The sequence below is a fragment of the Vibrio azureus genome (assembly GCF_002849855.1).
Taxonomy (GTDB): domain Bacteria; phylum Pseudomonadota; class Gammaproteobacteria; order Enterobacterales; family Vibrionaceae; genus Vibrio; species Vibrio azureus.
On sequence record NZ_CP018616.1, the window covers coordinates 1,303,774 to 1,323,470 of the forward strand.

A 19,697-nucleotide genomic window follows, 5' to 3' on the forward strand; every position below is an offset into this window, starting at 1 on the left:
AATCAGTTCGAGTTGTACATCTTGTCAAAGTTCTTTGGGTTCCAACCTATCATCACACGATCACCAATCTTTAGTACTGGTAACGAACGTGCACCCATGGCATCAAGCTCTTTACGGCCTCGTTGCATTTTGGCGTTACAAAGACGGTAGGTAATGTTTTTTGAATCAAGATAACGTTGAGCATCTTTGCAATGTGGGCATTTATCTTTGACGTAAAGCACGACACGTTTCATACAATGTGTATCCTGTTATTATCGGGTAGAGGAGTGTAACCAGCTTTATCGGCAAAGGAAAGGGTAAACCTTTAATGAAAGTTATCTCTGTCTAAGGTATATTGAGCCACTTTGTTTTCTCTATAGATGCTCGTTACTCATGCATTCATCACTTCGTTATATTCAAGGTTATCCGCAGCACATTATTGAGCAAGTCAATACTTTGATTGAGGATGGTAAGTTGATCCCGTGGTTTGAGCGACGTTATCCTGACAAGCACCAAATTCAGAGCGAAAAAGCACTTTATGAATATGCCATGGCGATTAAAAATCGTTGCATGAAGAAGGCTGCCCCAATCAGTAAAGTTGTCTACGATAAAAAGATCCATGCGGTGAACAATGCGCTTGGTTTACACAGTGTGATCAGTAAAAACCACGGTGGAAAGCTAAAATCTAAAAATGAGATCCGTATAGCGCATGTGTTTAAAAACGCCCCCGAACCTTTATTAAGAATGCTGGTGGTCCATGAGCTGGCGCACGTACGTGAAAAAAACCACGATAAAGCATTTTACCAATTATGCTGTTATATGGAGCCGGACTATCACCAACTGGAGCTGGATGCACGGTTGTTTATGATTTACCTCGATTTAAAAGCGAACTCTAATGACAAAGAATAATCAGAACTTATCTCACTCTCGGTCGAATCCCCACCGTTCTGAGCATGGTAAGAGCAACACGAAAAATAAAGCAAAGCGCAATAAGCCTCAGTCGACGAGAAAAGCCTTAGTGTCAGTGGTAAACAAAGAGATCGATTTTATTAAAGTGGCCAAAAGTGGTTTACATCCTCGCAACGCACACCATGGTCGCTACAACTTTAAGCAGCTGCTTCACAATGAGCCTCAATTACAAGCGTTTATGGTGAAGAATCCGAATGGCGAGGACACCATTAATTTCTCTGATGCTCAAGCGGTTAAGGTGCTTAACAGAGCGTTATTAAAAACGTTTTATGGGCTGCAATATTGGGATATCCCAGAACATTATTTATGTCCTCCTATTCCTGGACGTGCGGACTACATCCATCGTCTTGCAGAGCTTTTGGACAATGAAGTAAAAGGGTACTATCCACACAAACGAGTACGAGCGCTAGATATTGGTGTCGGTGCAAACTGTATTTACCCAATTGTAGGAGCGACTCAATACGCTTGGCATTATATCGGCAGCGATGTAGACCCAACGTCGATAAAGTCTGCCCAAAAAATCATCAGCGCGAATGATGCTCTGCGTAGCAAGATTGAGGTAATACAACAAACGGCAGACTCAAAGATTTATCACGGCATTATTCAACCGAATCAGTACTTTGATGTTACAACCTGTAATCCTCCCTTCCACCGTTCAGCTGATGAAGCGGCTGCGGGTACTGCGCGTAAAAGAGAGAATTTAAAGCTCAACCAGCAGAAAAAAAAGCCGACTAATGGGAAAAATACATTCCAACATTCAAATAGCGCCAAGCAAACCAAACTGAATTTTGGTGGGCAGAAGACAGAGCTTTGGTGCAAAGGTGGCGAGGAAGCGTTCATTCGTAAAATGGCGCTAGAGAGTCAGGATTTTCGTACACAAGTGCTATGGTTTACCACTTTAATCTCTAAAAAAGACAATGTTCGTCCGATGAGAAAGCAACTTGAAAAACTTGGAGTAAAAGCGATTAGAGTGATTGAGATGAGTCAAGGCCAAAAAGTGAGTCGCTTGATGGCATGGTCATACATGAGTGCGAAAGAAAGGAAGCAGTGGATCGCGATAAACAGAACATATTGATTTACTTGTATATATACCCAAATGACTTGGGTATATAAATTAGGGGTGAAACTGACCCCTAATTTATTGCTGGCAAAGCTACTTACTAGCGAGTCCCGCATTGTGCAAGCTTTGGCTGTTAATGATCAGTCCGTTCTTACTGGTGATTTCAAATAAACCAGCTTCATCTTCTTGCGGGACAACAAAAGGTTGCTCAGTCTCAATTAATTGAAACTCAAGCAAGGTATAGGGCCTTTGCCAGAGCCATTCTCTATTCTCGACAGCAGTCAGATCTGCATTCGGTAAGCTCTCATCTATCCAACTGAAAAAATACAGTGTAAAGCCGTAATCAGTGACTGGTTGGATCGATTTGAGTTTTAAGCCTTGTTGTTGACACCACGAGAGCATTTGCTGTTTATCGTGGCATCTTACACTGATATGTGCGACCGTCGCTCCAGAGGCAATAGGATGTGAGAGCTCCGTTGGAGGTGTTGAGCCTGAAAACGTGGTTTGCAATAGTTCAATGGTCATGCCATTGGGATCACTGAGGTGAGCCAAATAGCCGATATCGCGGAACTGAGCTGGCTGTGTGACAAAATACCCTTGCTGTTGTAACCATTGACAGGCGAGATCAAGGTTGACCACGGTGATACCAATTTTCCAGAACAAGTCTTGAGCTTTAGGCTGATAAGTTTGACCAATGTCGGTAAAAGACAAGCTTGCGCCTGGATTATCAAACCGCCAGCCATGCTCTGTTGGCGTCATACCTAAAATGTTCTTGTAAAAATTTTCATGATCTTTAGCCAGATTGGCTTTTATCGACACAGTTGAAAACATCCGTTGCTCCGCTATTGTTTTTGTGATGATAGGGTCGTTTAGAGTATTTTGTTTGTCGACCCTAATCTTTCACTTTATTTATTCGATACGCTTTAAGCGGGCTTAGCGCTCACCCAGAGCCTCAAACTCATCGTAGATCAGACGTGCTTTACCGTCACTCTGAACTTGAAAGTGTTCTTTATGAACAACACCATAAGCTTTATTCATTTTCCATTTGCTGCTCAGAATGTAGCAGTTGTTATCTACCGCTTCCCATTCAGTATCGATGTATTCAACATCAGAGAAACCCTGTTCAATTAGGTTTGCCCAAAATGTTTCGATTTCTTCTCTGCCTTTAAAAGTACCAAATGGCTTCGCGACCATTTCACAGTCTTCAACGTACTGCTCGGCACAACCTTTTGCATCACCTGAGTTAAAAGCATTTTGCCAAGCTAAGCTTGCAGCTTTACATGCATCTAAAATTTCTTGGGACATTTCCGTATTTCCCATGTTGTATGAGTGAACAAGACACAATGTAACCCAATGTATAGACGAGAAAAAACAAAATAGTCAGAAATAACTGTTCTGTTTAAATGAACAGTTAAAAAATAGGAAGTGTGAAAGTAAAAATACAAAAGGTGAGTTTTGATGAAAAGCAGTTACAGAATGAAAAATAGCGACATAGGACTATGCCGCTATTATTTAAAAATCATCGTGTGTTTAACAATGACCATGAGTTAGATTAGGACTTTTCTTAAGCAGTAATAGAGTCATTATTGAGCGGTTTTATTGCTATAGCAAAGATACCATGCTTCGGAATCATCTCTTTATACTCGTGGAAGCTGTAAAGAAGCTCAACGCCTTCCTCTAATGTCTCACATAAATTTGAAAGGACTTCCATCCCTTCACCTTCAAGCAGTGCTTTTGGATCTGGGTAATGGCGAACTTCTGTCACTTCAACTGTAAGTGCATCCGGTTTGATGACATCTAATCCAACAAATGGGGGGCCAGAAATGACTTGGAAGGCAATACGATCGCCTTTTTTTAGCTGGTCGTAGGCAATAGACTCGTAGCTGTTATTGGTCCGAATTTCGACTTTCTTTAAACCGGTAAGGATGGCATTTAATGGTGCCTGATATATTTCTAGCGGGTAGCATTTCATGAGGTAACTCGTATGTGATATCAAACCACTTTCTATTTTAAACTTCAACTCACGAGCTTACCACTATTTAACAATTATTATAACCAAGTAACCTCGCGCTGAATCAAATATCTTGAGGTCACTTGGGTATAAAGTATGATAATAAAAAGCACGTAAACCATAAATCTATGATGGTTTACGTGCAAACTATAACTAATGATTACTCAGCAGAAATCACAGTTGTTTTCTCTCCTTGTTCACCTGTATTTCTATCAAATGCAGTGATTGTGATAGCAACATCTTGAACAGCATGCATAACACGCATCCCAACGTTAGCATCTTGTCCCCATACTTGGATGTCACTCGGTGAACTAGAGTTGATGCTATAAGTGAGGTTAGGGTTCTGGCTGCTCTGTTTGAACTGAATGATGTCACCACGTTTTAAATCATAACTTGGCTGCATTGGGTGACCATAAGAATCAGTCACATCAAAATCAGGGCCCGAGGCAACATCTTGTTTTGTTTTCGCAGAAACTAACGTTTTCTTAGTAAATGATGTACCCAGAGAAGCGCTGGTTGCAGTGATTTTAACTTCTACGTTCTCTGCTTCATGCATAGGACGGATCGACATTGAATATTGAGAAGCAAATACCATAACATCAGCCGAACTTGACTCGATTTCGTAGGTAAGGTCATCAGCATCACTGGTTTGCTGTAACATTACAGTCTCACCTATTTTCAAGTCGTAATGCGGTTTAAGTGGGTAGCCGTCAAAATCGGTAATCTCAAAATCAGGAACCAAAGACTGGTTATTTTTTGATTTTGCAGAAACTAACGTAGTCTTAGTCGCTGTAATCCCAGTTCTTTGATCTGTCGCAGTGATTATAACTTCAGCATTCTCTGTGTCATTTAGAACACGAAAGCCCATCGAATAATCTGATCCAAATACTAAGATATCATTCGGTGAATTTGTCTGAATACTATAAGAAAGCTCTGAATCACTATTGCTATTAGGTTTGAACATTATAGTATCATTCACTTTCAAATCATAACGTGCTTGAAGTTCGTGACCGTGGTTATCAGAAATATCAAAATCAGGACCCATGATGACATTCTGCTTATCTTTAGCAGAAATGGTCATAGTTGTAGAAGATGACGTACCACCCATTGACTCACTAGTTGCCGTGATCGTAATCGTAGCGTTTTCTACATCATTAATGGCACGAAAACCAACAGCAGTAGGTGATTTATACAGTTCGATATCATTAGGTAAATTTGTTTGAATGTCATAAGTAATGTCATAAACATCGCTCTTTGGGTAGAACATTTCATACTTACCCTTTTTCACATCATAATGATCTTGAAGAGGGTTGCCATCTCTATCAGAAATATCAAATTTAGGACCTAGAAGAGTATATTGACTTTCATTATTTGACATTGATGTTGCCTGAATTGAGTTACCAGAATCAGTAATCAGATTTATTTCTGCTGATAGAACCGATAATGAAAAAGGCAATAATAAAAGGGTTGAAGTTACTATTTTTTTATTCATGGATATATTTCTCCTGTTGGTTAACTGGTGTTGATCTTAAACATGTATAACAAATACATCAATTTTTTTTGTTAATATTATCAATGTTATGTGGTCAAAAATAATACACAAACTCTTTAATTGGCTGTTATTTTTTGTGTTTTTATTGCTTTAAATGGCTTATTTTTTCATTAATTGACATAAAAATTCACTCCTGATAATGTCATTAATATAGGCATTGTGAATGAAAGTTATCACTAAGAATTCACTATGCTTAAGATCAACAGACTCTAGCGATATGTGTTGAGTTGATTTTTTTGTTATTAATATCAGCTGAATTTAGTTGTATGGAAGTTTATGCGTAAAAGTTAGATAAAGAGATGTATGTTCATGGTGATGAGAATAAAAGTAGCGACATGTCATTATGCCGTTTTTTTAAGTTGATTGTTATCGGGGGGAATTTGGCTTTATGCTTTAACTAAGTCGACATTGATCGGTTTTATTGTTATTGCAAAAATATCATGTCCTGAACGCATTTCTTTACACTCATAAAAGCGTTAAAGTAGCTCAACGCCTTCTTCTAATATTGCACGAAACCTGGGTACTACTTCTAAACTTTCACCTTTAAGCAGTGCTTTTAGGAAAGAGCATCTTTCGGTTCTGAGAAGACAGGACAAAAAGGCTTGGTAATGCTGCTAAAGAGACATAGATACCGACATACATAATATTGATTTTCATAGCTTCTGTAACGATTAATGGCGTAAGTCCACCGAAAATAGAAAGGGCAAAATTGTATCCAATCGCGAGATTAATCGTTGCTTTTTTGGAGTATGCCCAGAGTGTTGCCGCTAAGGTACTAAGAATAATCGCGGCTCCAGCACTCAAGCCAAGAGTCCCGAACAATTGGAGCAAAAGCTGATTGCTCTCCATCATCCACATAAAGGGTACGGAAGTGATTAATATGAGCAAGCTGCCTAACCTTGCCGCAGCAACGGGAGTGGAGTATTTATCGATTAAGTAGCCAAAAAGCAAGATTAGAACGATCAAAGAGCAAGAATTGATCAGCCCCAAATGTTCTATTTGAATCACTTTGCCAATGATACCACTCGCAAAGTTTTGTAAATAAAACATTACGCCACCCAACATGGCTAAAGAAAAGACCTTAAACAAGGCGCTATAGTCTAACTTGGTTTCGCGTTCTTTTTCTTCTTTCGGTTCTGGCAAAGATAGACGGATGTACGCACTCATCATAATATTGCCCAGTCCAACCAGAAGTGCTGCACGCCATCCCCAGTCTTTCATCTCTTCTGGAGTAAGAAAAAATTCAAGGCTAGCCACAACGAGGAGCGACAACACGACACCAACAATTGAGCTGGTTACGATCAAGCTACTTATTCTCGAATGTTCGTTTGTTTTTGAATTGTTGAGAAGAAATAAAATCAGCGTAGGGTATTCTCCTCCAAAGCTAAAAGATTGAAGCATTTGAAAAAAAAGGAAAGAAAATACAATGTAAGGGCCCAATAATTCGATAGGAATTAATGACATGCACAGAGTCGCGAAGCCCGTTAGAATATTAGATAGGATGAGTGCTTTCCTTCGGCCATGGTTGTCGGCATATCGACCAATAAGAATTCCGCCTAATGGCCGGATTATAAATCTTAAGGCTAATATACACGTAATGATTACGTCAGCATCACCTATACCTTGATTGGATAAGACATGAGAAATGTAAGGAGATAAAGAGGCAAATATCGCGATATCGTAATACTCCATAGTATTACCCAAAATAGTATAATATCGTTGCTTCCAAGTCAGTGACATCTTCTACCTTAATTTAAATGACCAATAAGTTTTAAGTGGATTCATTTCTTTTTAGTGGCGAATATTATTATAAAACCGGGAAGAATAAAACAATATTAGCCTTTATTTACAATGATTTATCTTTATTTTGGTCAGTGCTTTACATTCACTCGGGTATATGACCAAGTGATTTCAAGGTGTTTGATATTCAGGAATAGGCAACGATCTGTTGCACTCGTTTTAGATATTGAAAAGCCCTAAATTAGTTAGGGCTTTTGTGTAGTGTAAATTAGAAATGACCTAGGTAATGCCAGTTACCATTACTTGGGTTGTCTGAGGTTGGCCATGGGAAATACCAGTAGCTTGAGCTAATCAAACGATAGTAATGGTGACCGCCTCTGAACTGATAAGCATAAATGTCATTAATTGTGCCTTTATGATCATTTGAGCCCCATACTCCCATTTGTTCTTGTTTATGCCACTTCAATAGCTCAGCTTCAAATTGAACTAAACTGCTGTTTAGTAAATCAATGTACTGATTAATATCAGTGTCACTGCCCAAGAAACGCCAGTCAGTACTTGATCCATTGTAACTAGGGAATGAGCTATCAGCACCAAGGCGTCTTTGCATAAAGTAGCGGCGCTCACCGGATGCATCAGTGTCAACAAAGATTAGGTTCTCTATTTGAGTCGATATTCTTTGTTCCCATGTCAATAGTTCAGATTGCTTGAAGTACTGGGCAATACGCTGTGCATTGTCTGTCTCTGAGCGATCGATCTCGACTGGATTGAAAGCAAAATTGACGTGGTCGTCGGCCGAACCTAGGTATTTCCAACCAGAGTTATCCGTTTGATCAGTTGGAAATTGAGCTGCAGCTAAATTACGCATTAAGAAGTAGTCACGCGTTCCCGTAATTGGATTCTGATACACGTATAGTGCACCTGCACGACGCTCTTGGATACTAGGACCATGATTTAGTACACCTGCACCATAATGCTCGGCAACGAATTTATCAAATTCTGCAATGAAGCCAAAGTCGATACTATTTAGGGTTGTGTTGTTAACAAAGGTTACCTGTTCGTCAACGTAGTGCTGATAGCCATATTCTTGGCCAATAATAACTGGACCAGCAAGCTCATCAATCGCTGGATTCTGATCCGGAATCAAGATGTCTAGGATTTGTTCTCCATTGGTATCGGTGCAACTTAAAGTAACGTTTGTTGGGATAGGCTGCTGTGCTAGGTTAATATGGAATTTGTTGCTTTCGCTCGCTTTAATGCGGCTATTGGCAACAGCAATGCTCTCGCTTGACCCATCGGCACGCTCAACGGTAATCGAGCAACTGCGTTGAGATAGCATACTCGCTTGGATGACACTGCTTTGACCTAACCTGTAAGCCCAATTTGCTCCATTATTGTGTTTGACACCTGGTACTTGTTGACAATGAGAGCCACTTGCAAACCCGGCGCCATCATGGCTAGCAGCAGGTTTATCAAGAATACATAGTGGTACTTCACCAATCGCAGCTGTTGGGGTGTAAGTGACGGCCCCTTCACCATATTTTGATAGTAATGAGAAGTCGTTAGGTTGCGATGCCATACGTTCTTTCTTACCATCAATGTGCCAAGACATATCTTCACTTGCAATACATTGCTCAGTGTTTTGATCGACTGTCCCAACAAAGTTTGCGTTATCTCCATTGGTTGCAGTGTAGTTAAATAAACAAATGCGTTCTTGTTGATCATTCAATAACATGGTTTGCCAGTTATCTTGTGCTATTTGCTCAGTCGACAGGCCTGTTACAGCTTGCCAACCTTCAAGGTGGTGGGTAATCTCCGCTGGTTGTGGTAAATCAAAAAGATTACCGTAATTGGAGTAAATAACAGGGTAAACTTGGCTCGCAAATTCATTGCTAGGATCGTAGATACCAAGCAGAGTTAAAACAGGAACGCCCGCTTGCAGTGGCGCAGGTGTATCTGTTTGAGCTTCTTCATAAGAATGAGTATCTTGATTCCACTGCACATAACCAGTACTGCTGCTTAGATCAACGTTAAAACCCTTGTTTAACCAAGCTTGAACTTTGCGTGACTGAGTCGGGTGTTCGAGAGTGTAGTAACTGATAGTGCCTAATTTTGCCCCTTCACCGCCGGCTTGAGCATCACGAGTAAAGCGGAACTCTCCTGCAAATGGAGGGACGACTTCACCGCCCACATCATTGGTTGATGCCTCTCCAGTCCAGTGTAAATTTCCAATAAAGCGACGGTGCAATGCATCCCAGCCCCAGCCTGATTCTAGATCGTGAGTTGAAGCTTGCGCTGGATAGTGGCTTAATCCATAGTTATGACCCAGTTCATGTGACCATTCATTACCGATAGTTGATGTCAATGTTACAATACCACCACCGCCACTGCCGCCATGATCAACAATGCCGTTAGTGTAAACACCGTGATTGGTATGGGCAGTGATATGGTTAAAGCGCTTATTATAAGCTTGCGAGTAGCCTGCTGAGTTTGTAATACCCACGTTGGCGTTATTGATCCCTGTGGATACTAAAGCTTTACCTATCGCTTCACGCATGTCTCCGCCATGCCAGCCGCCTTCACCATCAGAGCTGGTTGTGTAAACCTTGCCATTCGGTAATGTAACTTTCGGAAAAAATGCAGAGGTATAGTCGGCCATGACCAGTTTAGATACTGGGATTTTTTGGAAATAGTCCGCGCTTAACTTCGCCATTTGTTGGATCATGGTATTGCCATTTCGAGGCTCAGTGAGCATACCCATATCAATATTTTGAATGATCAGTTCTGGAGCGCCAGCAAAAGTCATATCCGTTTCGGCTAAATCACCGTGTCTTCCAAGGTTGTCTGTTAAATGAAGAGACAAGCCAGGCTTCATCCAACTCCATTCTAATGGCAAAGACCAAGTATTGTGTGAATAGACAACTTTTGAACGGCCATTCTCTGGTTGATCACTGGCAGCAAGTGCACTCGGAGGTAACATGGCAGCTTTAGTGATGGTATTTCCTTGGTAACGGACTTCTACCCATACGTGTTGGACATCGCTATCTTCAGGAGTAAATAGTAGCTGCGCATTTCTGTCTATGACCAAATCAGGTGTTAGATTTTCTGCGTTTTGATTTGCTGTGGTCGTTGTATGCGTTTGAGCAAAATTTACAGAGCCCGTTAAGTTTCCGTTGAGATGGTTAATCACTGCTTTTTCATCGGCGTATCCTAAACGGGTAGGCAATGTTGTAAAAGTCACTTGTTCTGACGTACAGTCTATGGCATTACAAGAGACAATTTTAGCATTATATTGTGTTTCAGGTTTTAATTTACCTATGAATAAACCAGATTGAACGTTCTCAAATTTGATGGAGGTTGAATTTGGTTCAGTGAGTGTGATCGTAGCTTTATCCTCAGGATTTTGCTCTGCCCAGTTTAACTGCACACCTTGATCTGAAAGACTCATTACTGTTAGTGAGTCGACACGAGGAATAGTGAGATCACCACAGTCGGAAGTGGCAATACTTTTAAGCATCGGGCTATATTGCGGGTATTCACCATTAGCATTTGGCGAGCCTCGATAGGCTGGGACATATTCGACAAAACATCCTGTCCCATCAGCATTCATCACGCCCAATGTTTTATGCAGGAGATAGAACCCAGCGTCATATTTGATGAACTCCCATTCTGGTCCGACAAAATCGACAACATTACGATAAGCTTGATCTTGGTCCCCGAAAAAAAATGGGAATTTTGGATAACCTTCAAAGTTAATCTCATACTCATAACCTTGGAAGTTCAGATAGGTCTTTCCATCTCTTTCAAAGGTATTTTCACCTCTCTCTACCATTCCTTTTAGCATTTCAATACGCTCAAAGGTACGCTGACCGATTTCAACTAATGTGAGATCTGTATTTGCATGTGCTTGAGTGGCTATGCTTCCTAGCATTGTGGAGATAAGCCAAGCGAGTGTTTTTCTTTTCATAGTTTTACTCTACTTTTTGCTAAATAAATTTTGATTCTGCCTAAGTCTTAATAAGACGACGTTGTATTAAGTAAGCTTGTTTAGCTACATATACAACGCACTTATAGTGTGCCGTTCTGTTTGTGGGTAGGGGTCAAAATTTAAGCATGTGATAATGGTTCAAACACGATCTCGCTTTTAAAAATGAATCACAATGTTGTGTCCAATTTATACTTTTATTGATGTACAGAGCTACTATTTTGTGTATCAGTAAATTGTTCAGCAAAAAGGCAGGTGGGTAACACTTTGTTTACAAATGTTTCTTTAATGTAAAGAAAACATCAGTTATTTAACCTAATGAAAAAATGCTTTTATAAGTCATAGGAGGTGTAGGCTTTTGGTATAGATTCTTGTGTAACAATTTCTTTACAACTGCATTCAGAAAACTGGAATGAATCGCTTTTCGTTGTATCTATTCCATTTTATGTCGGCTTGTTCCAAGGTTATATGTATCTAAGTATCTTCATAGCACCTTAAAGATGCTTGGGTATAGCTGACAAACATGTCGGCAATGTTTGGGTGTTACTAAACGTGTGTTGATTCTAAAGGAGAAGGCTGTGGTAGAAACTTATAACCCACTTGGTACAGATGGATTTGAATTTGTCGAGTATACAGCGGCAGACGATCGAGGTATTGATCAGCTCAGAGCATTATTCATCTCACTTGGATTTGCTGAAATTGCTAAACATCGTTCTAAAGAAGCATGGTTATACCGACAAGGTGATATTAATTTTATTGTGAATGCACAGCCACACAGCCAAGCCGAAAAGTTTGCTAGAGAGCATGGCCCATCAGTATGTGGTATGGCATTTCGTGTTCATGATGCGAATAGTGCGATGCAGCATGCTCTACAAAATGGTGGAGAGGAATACGTAACGGCGATAGGGCCGATGGAGCTGAGTATTCCGGCCATTTATGGTATTGGCGAGAGCTTACTTTATTTTGTTGATCGTTATGGTAAACAAAGCATTTACGATGTTGATTTTAAGTTCTATCCAGATGCCGATGAACGTTTAGCTAAAGCCGATGTTGGCATGTATGAAATCGATCATCTCACACATAACGTCAAGCAAGGTAACATGGATTTATGGGCTGGCTTTTATGAGCGAATCGGTAACTTTAGAGAAATTCGCTACTTTGATATTGAGGGTAAGCTTACCGGCCTTGTTAGCCGAGCTATGACAGCACCTTGTGGCAAAATTCGTATTCCTATTAACGAGTCATCAGATGATAAATCTCAGATAGAAGAGTTTATCCGAGAATATAACGGAGAAGGCATTCAACACATTGCGATGTCTACCAATGATATCTACCAAACAGTAAAAACATTACGTGATCGAGGTATGGATTTTATGCCCACACCAGACACGTATTATGAAAAAGTAAATGAGCGGGTTCAAGGACACGGCGAAGACCTAGAGAAACTGCATGATTTGCAAATCTTGATTGATGGTGCTCCTATGAAAGACGGCATTTTGTTGCAAATATTTACTCAGACGGTGATCGGCCCTGTTTTCTTCGAGATTATTCAGCGCAAAGGCAACGAAGGTTTTGGTGAAGGTAACTTCAAAGCTTTATTTGAATCGATAGAAGAAGATCAAATACGTCGAGGGGTATTGAGCGATGTATAAGAGAATCACACTCCCACACCGTGAAGGAGTTTGCTCAAAGCAGGCACACGCTGACTTTCCAGAGCAGGCGATTTATGAACGTGAAGCAGGTCGAAGCGGCTTCTTTGGCCCTGCCAGTCATTTTCATCATCAGCATGCACCGACTGGTTGGTCAGAGTGGGAGGGTGATCTTCGCCCAAGGGCGTTTGACTTCAATTTGGTGCAAATCGCAGGGCAAATAACGCCTTGGGCTGTTCCAAATCTTTTGTATAACAACGAGTGTAAAATTCGTTTCTGGCAACTCGATCAAAATATGGACTTTTTGGTGCGTAATGCCGATGGTGATGAACTTCTGTTTATTCATCAAGGCACCGCTGATTTGTACTGTGACTATGGACATCTTGAGATCAGCGAGGGGGATTATGTGATGATTCCACGTTCGACCAACTGGCGACTGGAACCACACGACGCGCTAAAGATCTTAATGATTGAAAATACTGACGCCGCTTACGCTTTACCAGAAAAAGGTTTAGTTGGAAACCATGCTATTTTTGATCCTGCCGTTCTAGAAACCCCCTCTATTAATCAGCGTTTTAAAGAACAGTACTCAGAGAATCAAACACAGGTTCAAGTCAAGCGCCATGATGAAGTCAGTGTGGTGACTTATCCATTTAATCCTTTAGATGCCGTTGGATGGCACGGCGATTTAGCCGTGGTGAAGGTGAATTGGCGAGATATTCGTCCTTTGATGTCTCATCGATATCATTTGCCACCTTCGGCACACACCACGTTTGTTGGTTCAGGCTTTGTGGTTTGCACGTTTGTACCTCGACCGATTGAAAGCGATCCTGGTGCGCTCAAAGTTCCTTTTTATCATAACAATGATGACTATGATGAGGTTCTGTTTTATCACGCAGGTGACTTTTTTAGTCGCGATAACATTGAGGCGGGGATGGTGACATTTCATCCGGCTGGTTTTACCCATGGTCCACATCCTAAAGCTTTCCAAGCCGGACGAGAGTATAAGAAAAAATTTACTGATGAAGTTGCTGTGATGATTGATACTCGGCATGCCCTCAAATTCGCTGATGTACTCGATGAAGTTGAAAATAAGCAATACGTATACAGCTGGAAAGAGAAATAGGGAAGGTTAATGAAATTAGCTACTAAGAAAAATGGTACGCGTGATGGTTTATTAATGGTCGTGAGCAAAGACCTTACTCAATGCGTTCCTGCAACTGAGATTTTTCAGACGATGAATTTCCCACCCACTATGCAGGCTGCATTGGATAACTGGGATCATCTGGCTCCAAAATTGGATGAGCTGTATTGTGCTTTAAATAAAGGTGAGGTTTCTGCAAGTGAAGCGTTTGAGGCCCACACCTTGGCATCGCCATTACCCCGTGCATATCAGTGGGCAGATGGCAGTGCTTATGTAAACCATGTTGAACTCGTAAGACGAGCTCGTGGTGCTGAACTGCCTGAGAGCTTTTGGACGGATCCACTTATGTATCAAGGTGGGTCAGATACCTTTATTGGGCCATGTGATGATATTGCATTTTCAACTGATGAGTGGGGGATAGACTTCGAAGGTGAAGTCGCTGTGATCACAGATGATCTCCACATGGGTGCGAACCTCAATGAGGCAGCAGACTCTATTCGTTTAATTATGTTGGTGAATGATGTGTCTTTACGTGGGCTTATCCCTGCTGAGCTTGCTAAAGGGTTCGGCTTCTTCCAATCAAAGCCGTCTTCTGCTTTTTCTCCGGTTGCAGTGACGCCTGATGAGCTCGGGGAAGCTTGGCTGGATAATAAAGTGCATTTACCGCTTCTTTCAACGTATAACGGTGCATCATTTGGCTGTCCTAATGCCGGGGTTGATATGACGTTTGATTTTGCTGAGTTGGTTGCACACGCCAGTAAAACTCGAGCATTATCAGCCGGCACGATCATTGGTTCAGGGACTGTCTCTAATAAACAGGGAACAGAATACGGAACGTCGATTGAAGAAGGTGGGGTTGGGTATTCATGTATTGCAGAAATTCGTATGATTGAAACGATTCGAGATGGTAAACCATCAACACGATTTATGTCTTTTGGTGACTTAATCAAGCTTGAAATGCGGAATAAAGAAGGGCATTCCATTTTTGGTGCGATTGAGCAGCGTGTTGTCCCATACCATAAATAATGCAAGGATAAGTGAAGAGCATAATGAGTGAAAGTATTAAACTTTATGGTTACTGGCGTTCTTCAGCGTCATATCGTGTTCGCATTTGTCTGAACCTGAAGAAGTTAAGTTATATTTCTCTGCCTGTGAATCTTCTAGAAAAAGAGCACAAAGCCCGTGAATTTCATCAACAAAACCCATCGGAGTTGTTACCAGTGCTGGTGGACGGGGAAGTATGCTTAAACCAATCACTTGCTATTATTCAGTACTTAGATGAGCAGTATCTTAACACGCCTTTGATTCCTCAATCTGTCTCTTTACGTTACAGGGCACTGGCGCTTGCCCAAGATATTGCGATTGAAATGCATCCACTTAATAACCTGAGAGTGTTGCAATATTTGGGGGATTCATTGAACTGCGATGCTGACCAAAAAGTGAATTGGATTCATCATTGGATGCATCAAGGTTTTTCAGCTGTTGAAGAGAAGTTATGTCGCCCAAAAGGGCTGCACGAACAGAACCTCAGGCCCATTTATAGTCTGGGTGATGAGCCTTGTATCGTTGATGCCTGCTTGGTTCCTCAAGTTTATAATGCCGTACGCTTTGGCGTTGATATGTCCGATTATCCAACAATTAACGCCATTGTTGAAGCTTGTAATCAGCACCCTGCTTTTATTGATGCAAGGCCTGAAAACCAATCAGATGCCAAGCTTGTGACCAAGTAACCGTGAGGTCACTTGAGTATAACTTTGAACCTTCGGTAATTAGGGAATAAAAACGCCTCTCCATCTGAGAGGCGTAAAGCAAAGATCGTTCAATGCTATCAGGAAATCAGTTTCCAGATGAAAGTAACTTAGGATTGACGACTAGGTTTCTAACACCGTGGGCATGGTCTTCATCAAAGTCATTCTTTTTCAACCATTCTGCAACAGAGGCGATGTTAAGTTTTGCTACCTTTGGTCGAACACTCCAAGTTACTTGGAATGGTGAGGCTTTTTCATTGTAACCTGGGCCCGTTGTTGAACCAAGGTATACAATCGGCTTTCCTGTGTTAGCAGGGATATTGGTTGCTTGGTAGTAACCATCTTTCATTTCATAAAATGCTAAGTCATTAAAGTCTGGTGCTTTCTCATCATTAACCAACACAAAGACTTGACTTTCGACTCTTAAGCCAGGGTTATTAATTGCTTCAGACAGACATGAACCAAGAGTCGGGCCAGGTTTTACATCGGCTGTTGAATAAACATAATGCACCTCTATCGTGTCCCCAGATTCTAAGTGTTTATAAGAAAATGGAGCCAATTCTTGTGTCGTTAGCGAACCATTGTATTTAAAGCCAGAATTGTAACCTTTGCCGTCACCATTACCTGCATATTGAGTAAACTCACCGCCCTTGTGTTCTGCATTTTTGTGAAAATGAATGTTACAAAGGTTCATTTCGGAAGAAGCAGGTGCAAGCCCGAATGTGCGGTGATTATCGCCTGTTAAATTATCAATATCTCTTGGTGATTGGGGGCCAAAACCTTTGCCATCTGTATTTTGAGCCAATGCTGCTCGTTGACCAGCAATGATAGAGTCAGCGACATTCTCTGATGAGGCATGTGTATTTGCAGAATAGGCGTGAGAAGACAACATAGCCCATAAGCTTGCAGTAAGAATATGATATTTCATGAAATAACCCCTAGTGATAAAGTTGTAACAATAAATTAAAACTTGTTAAAGATTGGACCGACCAGATAGAAACCTCAGAGAAATACGAAAAATCTCTAAATTCTCTTAAGCAAAGCATATTTGCTGAGGGTATATAGACATTTTAGTCTGTAGGCTGATTTATCATCTAAATACTGTGCTTGGGGCTCAGCTTGTCTGTTGAACGTAGCACCCTGAAGCAACTTGGGTATATAATTAAATCGTCATTTATGGTTATACCCAAGCCACTTCAAGTTACCTAGCGGAACACAGCAACTTGAGGTTACTTGTTGGGGTATATAACTAAGTGACCTCAAGATGCTTTACTCAGAGTTAGGCTATCTGGGGATTTTCTATAATGTCAGCGAGTCGAGGCGACACCACTTATGACCAACATTTTTATTGTTGTTATTCTTTTGGTCGTGTTTTTTTTCATTATTCAAAAGTATGTAATCAAACAAGATGATACCCGAGACTATGCCTATTGTTCGAAGGGGTCGTTACTCAAAGGTCAAGAGGGGGCTTTTTATAATGCATTGAGAGCCGCCGTAGGGGAACATGCTGTTGTATTTGCGAAAGTGAACATGGCAACACTGATTGCTCCAAAAGAGAGTCAGAATAAAAAACAATTTTTCATTGCGAGTAACCGTATTGCTCGAAGTTATTTTGATTATGTGGTCTGCGATCCAAGAACGCTTGCTCCCAGAGTTGTGATTGAGCTGGACAACGGCCAGCAACTCCATAAAGGCAAAATAGAGAGACAAAAGCTTCTAATGCATGTTTGTAAGTCTGCCAATTTACCCCTTATCGGTGCATCGGTAAAACACAGTTATCAGGTTGGGCGTTTACGACGCTTGTTGGCTGCACACATCGATTTAATCGAGCCAGAAAAAGAAGTACGCTTTTGTAAAAAGTGTGGTAGCCCTATGATGATAAAGACAGCAAGTCATGGTGAGTTCAAAGGTCGGCGGTTCTTTACTTGCAGTCGTCAACCAAATTGTACTTATACTGAAAACTACAATGTTGTCTTTGATGATGAAGAGTGATTGATACGAAATCGTATGATTCATAATCTAAAACTGTCGCGCCGATTGTATACCCAAGTGACCTCAAGATGCTTGGCTCAGAGCGAGGTCACTGAGTCGAAATCAAGAAAGACAGCGAAACGGAATAGCAGGCTCTTCCCAAGTTGGGTATATTTTCACCAAACGATCGATAAATCATAAATTTATGCTTGCACCACATGTAAGATATCGTTAATATCTTCCCCGTTCCAAAGCAAAGCGTCCGTAGCTCAGCTGGTTAGAGTACCGCCTTGACATGGCGGGGGTCGGTGGTTCGAGTCCACTCGGACGCACCATTCAATTTAGAATGGATTTTGGATAAAATTTGGGTCCGTAGCTCAGTTGGTTAGAGTACTACCTTGACATGGTAGGGGTCGGCGATTCGAGTTCGCCCGGACCCACCAAATTTAGTTCTTCATGAACGTAAAAAATCCCGCTTATGGCGGGATTTTTTATTTCTAAATCCCAACTCTTCAAGAATAAATCGTATACCTAAGTCACCCAAAGATGATCCGAATTAGCATGTGAGGCCACTTAAGTAGAAGTACACTTCAAATTGACTTTTTAAATAATATTTTACTCAAGTTTGAGGAATTACCTCAAGCGACTGCTAAGATTATATAAAAGGAAAGGGAGGTGTTATGGATGACCGAATAAAACCACGCCCACCAGTTGTTTTTTGCTGGGCGATGATCTCTCCAAAGAAAAGAGGCTCTTTTGAAGATTACCTCGCTGGAATGGGAAGAGAAGCCCAAAAAAGAGGGTGGCGATTCATAGTGTGCGTGATCGAGCCTTCAGAGCCTGCCTTAAAAGAGTGGCTTACTTCATCTGGTTGTGAATTACTGTGCCTCGATGAGAAAACAATGGCTAATACAGCACAAATCATTTCATTGTTAAAAAAGAATCAGGCCGATATTTTACATACTCATTTTATTGGGCCTACCGACTTAGCGATACTAAAGTGTAAGCTTGCTTGGGGCGGTAAGATAGTATTTACCGATCATAGTTCCAACCCTCTACAAGCTCCTGCTAAAGGTAATATTTTTATAAATCAACTTCGTTCATTTAGGCAATATACTTTTAGCTTAGCTGTATGCCTTTATTTACCGGTATCTGATTTCGTTGCTCAGCGAATCGCGCGCAACATCCCACCCGCCAAAAATAAAATCCATCGCCTTTACAACGGTATAGACTTATCGCGCTTTAGTATGCTGGAAAGTAAAGAACAACGTTGCGCATTAAAGCAACAAACATTTGGCTTTGAAGACGATCTTCCTGTTGTTGCATTTATTGGCCAACTGATCATTGAGAAAGGTATCGATCGATTTCTGAAAGCAATAAAAAAGCTATTATTAGAGGAGTTACCTTGTCGGTTTATCATTGTTGGAGATGGTATATACAGGCAGCAAGTTGAAGAGTTTTGCTCTGAAGAGAGCTTCGCTGGCCGGGTTAAATATTTAGGGTTACGCTCTGATGTACATGAGATTCTAAAAATTACAGACTTGTTTGTGATGCCCTCGCAGTGGGGAGAAGCCTTTGGCTTAACAGCAATTGAAGCATCTGCAGCAAGTGTTGCGATTGTTGCCTCAAAAGTTGGAGGGCTCTCAGAGGTCGTGCTTGATGGTCAAACTGGGGTTTTAATTGAACATGATGATGATGATTCATTAGAACAGTCAATCAGAAGTCTGATTCTCGATCCTGAAAGATGCCTCATGTATGGACGAAATGGCAGACAACATGCAGAGGACAGTTTTCAATTAAAAGATATGTTGCAGAATACATTTAACTATTATCAATCTGTTCTTTCTTCCGGAACCGTCCCTTAAATATCAAAGAGCGATTATCATCAT

16 protein-coding genes and 2 tRNA genes are annotated in these 19,697 nt (G+C 41.0%); 10 read left to right on the plus strand and 8 right to left on the minus strand.

Features of this window, described 5'->3' with window-relative positions; genetic code table 11:
* Positions 1–2: 2 nt before the first annotated feature.
* Positions 3–233 carry a glutaredoxin family protein gene (locus BS333_RS06000; RefSeq protein ID WP_021708043.1) on the minus strand — a complete coding sequence of 77 codons (231 nt, stop codon included), beginning with the start codon at positions 231–233 and terminating at the stop codon, positions 3–5.
* A gap of 139 nt (positions 234–372) precedes the next feature.
* Between BS333_RS06000 and BS333_RS06005 the strand changes: the two genes are divergently transcribed.
* Both BS333_RS06005 and rlmF read left to right on the plus strand, forming a co-directional pair.
* Positions 373–888 carry a M48 metallopeptidase family protein gene (locus BS333_RS06005; RefSeq protein ID WP_021708044.1) on the plus strand — a complete coding sequence of 172 codons (516 nt, stop codon included), beginning with the start codon at positions 373–375 and terminating at the stop codon, positions 886–888.
* Positions 875–2,023, plus strand: a complete 1,149-nt coding sequence (rlmF, locus tag BS333_RS06010; protein ID WP_021708045.1) for a 23S rRNA (adenine(1618)-N(6))-methyltransferase RlmF — start codon at positions 875–877, stop codon at positions 2,021–2,023. The genes BS333_RS06005 and rlmF overlap by 14 nt, the downstream gene beginning before the upstream one ends.
* A 78-nt stretch (positions 2,024–2,101) precedes the next feature.
* Here the strand turns inward: rlmF and BS333_RS06015 are convergent, their stop codons facing one another.
* The 6 genes from BS333_RS06015 to BS333_RS06040 all read right to left on the minus strand — a co-directional run bounded on the left by BS333_RS06015 (position 2,102) and on the right by BS333_RS06040 (position 11,278).
* Positions 2,102–2,839, minus strand: coding sequence for a VOC family protein (locus BS333_RS06015; protein WP_021708046.1), 738 nt, complete (start codon positions 2,837–2,839; stop codon positions 2,102–2,104).
* A 102-nt stretch (positions 2,840–2,941) separates the two neighbouring features.
* Positions 2,942–3,313: a YybH family protein gene (locus tag BS333_RS06020; protein ID WP_021708047.1), complete on the minus strand. Its 372-nt coding sequence runs from the start codon at positions 3,311–3,313 to the stop codon at positions 2,942–2,944.
* 259 nt (positions 3,314–3,572) lie between these two features.
* The gene (locus BS333_RS06025) at positions 3,573–3,980 is read right to left on the minus strand and encodes an ASCH domain-containing protein (RefSeq protein ID WP_021708048.1); all 408 of its coding nucleotides are present in this window, start codon (positions 3,978–3,980) and stop codon (positions 3,573–3,575) included.
* Positions 3,981–4,179: 199 nt separating this feature from the next.
* Positions 4,180–5,511: a hypothetical protein gene (locus tag BS333_RS06030; protein WP_021708049.1), complete on the minus strand. Its 1,332-nt coding sequence runs from the start codon at positions 5,509–5,511 to the stop codon at positions 4,180–4,182.
* 603 nt (positions 5,512–6,114) lie between these two features.
* The gene (locus BS333_RS06035; protein WP_021708050.1) at positions 6,115–7,311 is read right to left on the minus strand and encodes an MFS transporter; all 1,197 of its coding nucleotides are present in this window, start codon (positions 7,309–7,311) and stop codon (positions 6,115–6,117) included.
* A 268-nt stretch (positions 7,312–7,579) separates the two neighbouring features.
* Positions 7,580–11,278 (minus strand): M66 family metalloprotease, encoded by a 3,699-nt coding sequence (locus tag BS333_RS06040; RefSeq protein WP_021708051.1) that lies wholly within the window; start codon positions 11,276–11,278, stop codon positions 7,580–7,582.
* 596 nt (positions 11,279–11,874) lie between these two features.
* On the opposite strand from BS333_RS06040, the gene hppD reads away from it, so the two are divergent.
* The 4 genes from hppD to maiA are packed head-to-tail and all read left to right on the plus strand — an operon-like array spanning position 11,875 to position 15,819.
* The gene (gene hppD / locus BS333_RS06045) at positions 11,875–12,948 is read left to right on the plus strand and encodes a 4-hydroxyphenylpyruvate dioxygenase (protein ID WP_021708052.1); all 1,074 of its coding nucleotides are present in this window, start codon (positions 11,875–11,877) and stop codon (positions 12,946–12,948) included.
* Positions 12,941–14,071: a homogentisate 1,2-dioxygenase gene (locus BS333_RS06050; protein WP_021708053.1), complete on the plus strand. Its 1,131-nt coding sequence runs from the start codon at positions 12,941–12,943 to the stop codon at positions 14,069–14,071. The genes hppD and BS333_RS06050 overlap by 8 nt, the downstream gene beginning before the upstream one ends.
* A 9-nt stretch (positions 14,072–14,080) precedes the next feature.
* The gene (locus tag BS333_RS06055) at positions 14,081–15,115 is read left to right on the plus strand and encodes a fumarylacetoacetate hydrolase family protein (protein WP_021708054.1); all 1,035 of its coding nucleotides are present in this window, start codon (positions 14,081–14,083) and stop codon (positions 15,113–15,115) included.
* 23 nt (positions 15,116–15,138) lie between these two features.
* A complete protein-coding gene (gene maiA, locus BS333_RS06060; protein ID WP_021708055.1) occupies positions 15,139–15,819 on the plus strand; it encodes a maleylacetoacetate isomerase in 681 nt (226 codons plus the stop codon).
* 106 nt (positions 15,820–15,925) lie between these two features.
* Here maiA and BS333_RS06065 read toward each other — a convergent pair whose 3' ends face one another.
* Positions 15,926–16,765 carry a delta-class carbonic anhydrase gene (locus BS333_RS06065; protein ID WP_021708056.1) on the minus strand — a complete coding sequence of 280 codons (840 nt, stop codon included), beginning with the start codon at positions 16,763–16,765 and terminating at the stop codon, positions 15,926–15,928.
* Positions 16,766–17,169: 404 nt separating this feature from the next.
* On the opposite strand from BS333_RS06065, the gene BS333_RS06070 reads away from it, so the two are divergent.
* From BS333_RS06070 to BS333_RS06085, 4 genes are all read left to right on the plus strand, one after another.
* On the plus strand, positions 17,170–17,829 hold the full coding sequence (locus tag BS333_RS06070) for a DUF2726 domain-containing protein (RefSeq protein WP_021708057.1): 660 nt from the start codon (positions 17,170–17,172) through the stop codon (positions 17,827–17,829).
* A gap of 237 nt (positions 17,830–18,066) precedes the next feature.
* A tRNA-Val gene (locus tag BS333_RS06075) sits at positions 18,067–18,143 on the plus strand.
* A 31-nt stretch (positions 18,144–18,174) separates the two neighbouring features.
* Positions 18,175–18,251: transfer RNA gene (locus BS333_RS06080), tRNA-Val, on the plus strand.
* A gap of 237 nt (positions 18,252–18,488) precedes the next feature.
* Positions 18,489–19,673, plus strand: a complete 1,185-nt coding sequence (locus BS333_RS06085) for a glycosyltransferase family 4 protein (protein ID WP_021708058.1) — start codon at positions 18,489–18,491, stop codon at positions 19,671–19,673.
* Positions 19,674–19,697: the final 24 nt, after the last annotated feature.